The sequence below is a fragment of the Gelidibacter sp. genome, assembly GCF_039916245.1.
In the GTDB taxonomy this organism is placed as follows: Bacteria; Bacteroidota; Bacteroidia; order Flavobacteriales; family Flavobacteriaceae; genus Gelidibacter.
The window spans coordinates 1-3,987 of record NZ_JBDSLS010000061.1 but is presented as its reverse complement, the minus strand read 5'-3'; the positions used below and the strand labels follow the sequence as shown (position 1 = coordinate 3,987).

The 3,987-nt window shown below is 37.8% G+C and carries 2 protein-coding genes; one reads left to right on the top strand and one right to left on the bottom strand.

Annotation, left to right across the window (positions count from 1 at the left end):
• The coding region (locus ABIQ28_RS03245; RefSeq protein ID WP_348035318.1) for a two-component regulator propeller domain-containing protein at positions 1–2,992 on the bottom strand (2,992 nt) is incomplete at its 3' end.
• Positions 2,993–3,268: 276 nt separating this feature from the next.
• Between ABIQ28_RS03245 and ABIQ28_RS03240 the strand changes: the two genes are divergently transcribed.
• The coding region (locus ABIQ28_RS03240; protein WP_348035317.1) for a Gfo/Idh/MocA family oxidoreductase at positions 3,269–3,987 on the top strand (719 nt) is incomplete at its 3' end.

Here is a 3,987-nt window from a genome sequence, read left to right as displayed (position 1 = left end):
CTTTAGGAATTCCTGAGCCCGAGTTAGCCACTGAGAGCATGATCATTTGTTTTGAATTGATCGGAGTCACGGTTAGCACAATATTACCTTCTTTGGGCGTAAATTTAAAGGCATTGGAGAGCAGGTTGTAAATCACGTGCTCTATTTTTTCCTTGTCATACCAAGCATCCGTTAAATCCTTAGGACAGATCACCGTAAAGTCTATGTTTTTTCGTCTGGCGAGCTCTTTAAATGATTGGGAAATTTCCTCAATATTTTTATAGAGATTGGATTTCGTGACCATCAGCCTTAATTTATCTAACTCCTTATTACGGACCAAAGTCAGTTCATAAGCTATTTTAGAAAGTCGTTTGGTGTTGTAGGCGATGATGTTAAGACGTTGTTTTAAAAGTAAATTTCCGTTCTTTTCAGCATTTCGTATCATGTCATCAATAGGGCCTAAAATTAAGGTTAGAGGCGTTTGGATTTCATGAGACATTTTTGCGAAAAAGTTCATTTTCATCTTATTCAGCTCATTTTCGTTTTTACGGCTGAGACGTTCAACGAGCAAATTCTTTTTTAAAGCGTACCAACGTCTGGCGCCATAAACCATCAAAGAAAAAAAGCAGAGGTATAGTATCCAGGCAATGGGTTTGTTCCAAAAGGGTTGTTCAATAACGATCGTGATGCTTTTTGTAGGGATGTCCCAAACGTTATCCCTGGTGCCAGCTTTAACTTCAAACGTATAGGTGCCAGCAGGGATATTGGTGTAGGTTGCCGAGCGTTCAAGATGGCTATTGATCCAATCTTTGTCAAAACCTTTGAGTCGATAGGCGTAAAAATGTTTTGGATATAAGATGTTGTCCAAAGCCGCAAAGCGAATGGAAAATGAAGATTCATTGTATTTTAAATTCAAGGACTGTACATTCTCAATTCCGGAGCTTACCTGTTCGGGCAATAAAACTTCAACGGGTTGGTTCAGCACCTTAATCATGTTGATTTGTAAAATGGGATGTGATTCTTTTTTATACAAATCTTTAGGGTAGAAATAATTAAGGCCTTTTGCGCCTCCAAAATATAACATGCCTTTATAATCCTTAAAGGCACTTCGTGACAAAAAATTATTGTCCTGAAGTCCGTCAGTTATATAGTAGGTTTTTATGATAGAGTCTCTCGTATTGAAGTTGACAATCCCGTTATTGGAGCTGATCCATAAATTGTCATTGCCGGTATTGATGACCGCGGCTAAATTGCGATTTGAAATACTCTTTAAATCCTCAAATGAAGAAAATATATTATTTTTTGTGTCGTATTTTAATAATTTCCCGCTATGGTCTATGAGCCATAAGCTATTATAAGTGCCTTCTGAAATATATTTTACGCCTTTTAGCCGATCTAAATTGTCGTTGAGAATGGAAAAATCAACAAATGTTGAGGCAGATAAGTGGGTGTGATTTTCATTGAATTGAAATAATCCACCCTCATAAATCCCTAACCAGATCATGCCATTTTGGGTCTCCATAATGCTTTCAACAATGGTGCCTTTTAAGCTGTTTTTATTGTATTCAAAAGAGGCTAAAAGTTCTAGATTGTCAGAGTAGATATTTAAACAGGTGTTGCTGCCTACCCAAAGACGTCCTTTTTTATCTTTATAAATGGTTCGGACATCGGTTGCATTTTGGTTTTTGAGGCTTATTACAGGCACTGCGCGAAACTCATCCTTTTTGGAGTTGTAAATCCACAGGCCATTTTTATAGGTGCCAAACCAAATATTGCCTTTATTATCTTCGGCAATGGTTTGAACGTAAAAACCTTTGTTGGTGCTAAAGTCATTGAAAAACTGCTTTTCATGAGTACTTCCGTCGGCATTAAAACTGATTTTAGTGAGTCCTGATCCGTCTGTTCCTGCCCATAATACATTGTCAGAGCTTTTAAGAATGCTCAATATTCTGGTGGGCGTTTGATTCTCTGATCCTTCGTGGTAGTCGATATTGTTGTCGGCATTGGGCAAAATGTTCAAGTTGCCGTAATTGGGCACGATCCAAATGTTTTGATGATTATCTTCATTGACGTGTATGATCGTGTTGCTGCTTAATGAAAACTCACTGCGAGGTAGTTTGGTAAACAACCGCACTTGTCCCGTAGTTAAATTTACTTTATACAAGCCCCCGCCGTCGGTTCCTGCCCACAAAAAGTCGTTGCTGTCGCAATAAAGATTTAAAAATAGCTCACTTTTAATGTTATGGATGTTTCCTTTAAAAAACGAATCTTGAATAAATTCTTTCCTGTTGATATCATACAGAAAGAGACCTTTGGTTTCTGTGCCGATCCATAGCCTATTGTAGGCATCTGTAGTTAATTTTAAGTTTTCAGGATAATTGTTAAATGGAGCTACCAGATTTTCCATTGTTTTTGAAGACGATATATAGGCTATAATATTCCCATTTCCCGTACTTATAAAAACGTCGTCGTTTTGTCCCACCGCGATATCTGCAATGTTCTGTGTTTTGGCATCCCATCCTGGTAGTGTGGTAATGGGTTCCATTTTAGAATTGGTATAAGCGTAAATACTTCCATCTTTTGTTGCCAGCCAGACCTTTTTATGGTGTGAAGTGATCACGCTGACATTTTTGTTTTTTAGGAGCGGCGTGAGATCCTCAAAAATTCCTTTGACGTGATTGTATTGGGTTAATAGACCACCGTCAGAAACCACCCATATATTTTTAAGATCATCAATGAGGATATCTTTTATGGATTGATACTCTTCAGCGTTAGGGAAAATAGTTTGGTTGTCAATGAATTTGTAATTGTAGCCGTCGTAGAGATAAAGATCCCCTTTTTGAACCATCCAAATATTCCCGAAAACGTCTTGTATGGTCTTGCTTACGGCAATGCTTCTATTGTCGGAAGACGGGGAGAGGTGCGTAAAGTTGACGTGATGTTGCGCTATCGTAGCGGTAATAAAGGCTAAGAAAAAACAAAGGGTAATAGGGTACTGCTTCAATTTAAACATAAAACAAATTATTTGTAGAGTTATTCTCTGAAGTAAATAGATAACTCCTAAAAAGAAACTGATTAATTATGGTAAAGATATTAATAAAATAGAAGGTAGAATACTTGCCATAGAAGCGAATACATGAGCTGCAAGTAAATATTCGTCAAAAAGGAGTAGTATTTCGTCATTGCATTGAAAATCTCCCAAAACGCCTAAAATCTCGACCCCAAAACATGAGTTATGTGTCAAATTTGAGAACGAGATTATTTAACGAATCGTTAACAATAAGAAAACATGAGTTCAAGAAGAGATTTTGTAAAGAAGACGGCACTCGCAGGTGCGGGTTTAGTGATGCTTCCTAATATGTCGTTTGGCGCGCTATTAGGTTCCTCCAAGCAAAAATTAAAAATGGCTTTTATAGGCGTAGGTCTAAGAGGTTGTAACCATTTAAATAATGCCTTACTTAGAAAGGATACTGAAATTACTGCGATATGTGATACCGATCCTGCTAGGATTGAAATTGCATTAAAAATGATCAAGGATGCAGGCTTTGCAAAACCTCAGGTTTTTAGTAAATCTGATAAGGATTATCTGAACCTCTTGAATTTAAAAGATGTGGATGCGGTGGTCATTTCTACACCTTGGCTATGGCACACAAGAATGGCAGTAGATTCCATGAAAGCTGGTAAATATACGGGCCTTGAAGTTTCTGCAGCGAATACCTTGGAAGAGTGCTGGGATTTGGTAAATACACATGAGCAAACAGGATCACATTTAATGATTTTGGAAAACGTAAACTACCGTCGCGATGTGCTTGCCGTTTTAAATATGGTAAAACAAGATGTTTTTGGTGAGTTGGTACATTTCAGATGCGGCTATCAGCATGATTTACGCGGCGTGAAATTCAACGACGGTAAAACAGCTTATGGTAAAGGTGTTGAATTTGGAGATAAAGGTATATCTGAATCGGCATGGCGCACACAACATTCCCTTTTGAGAAATGCTGACGTTTA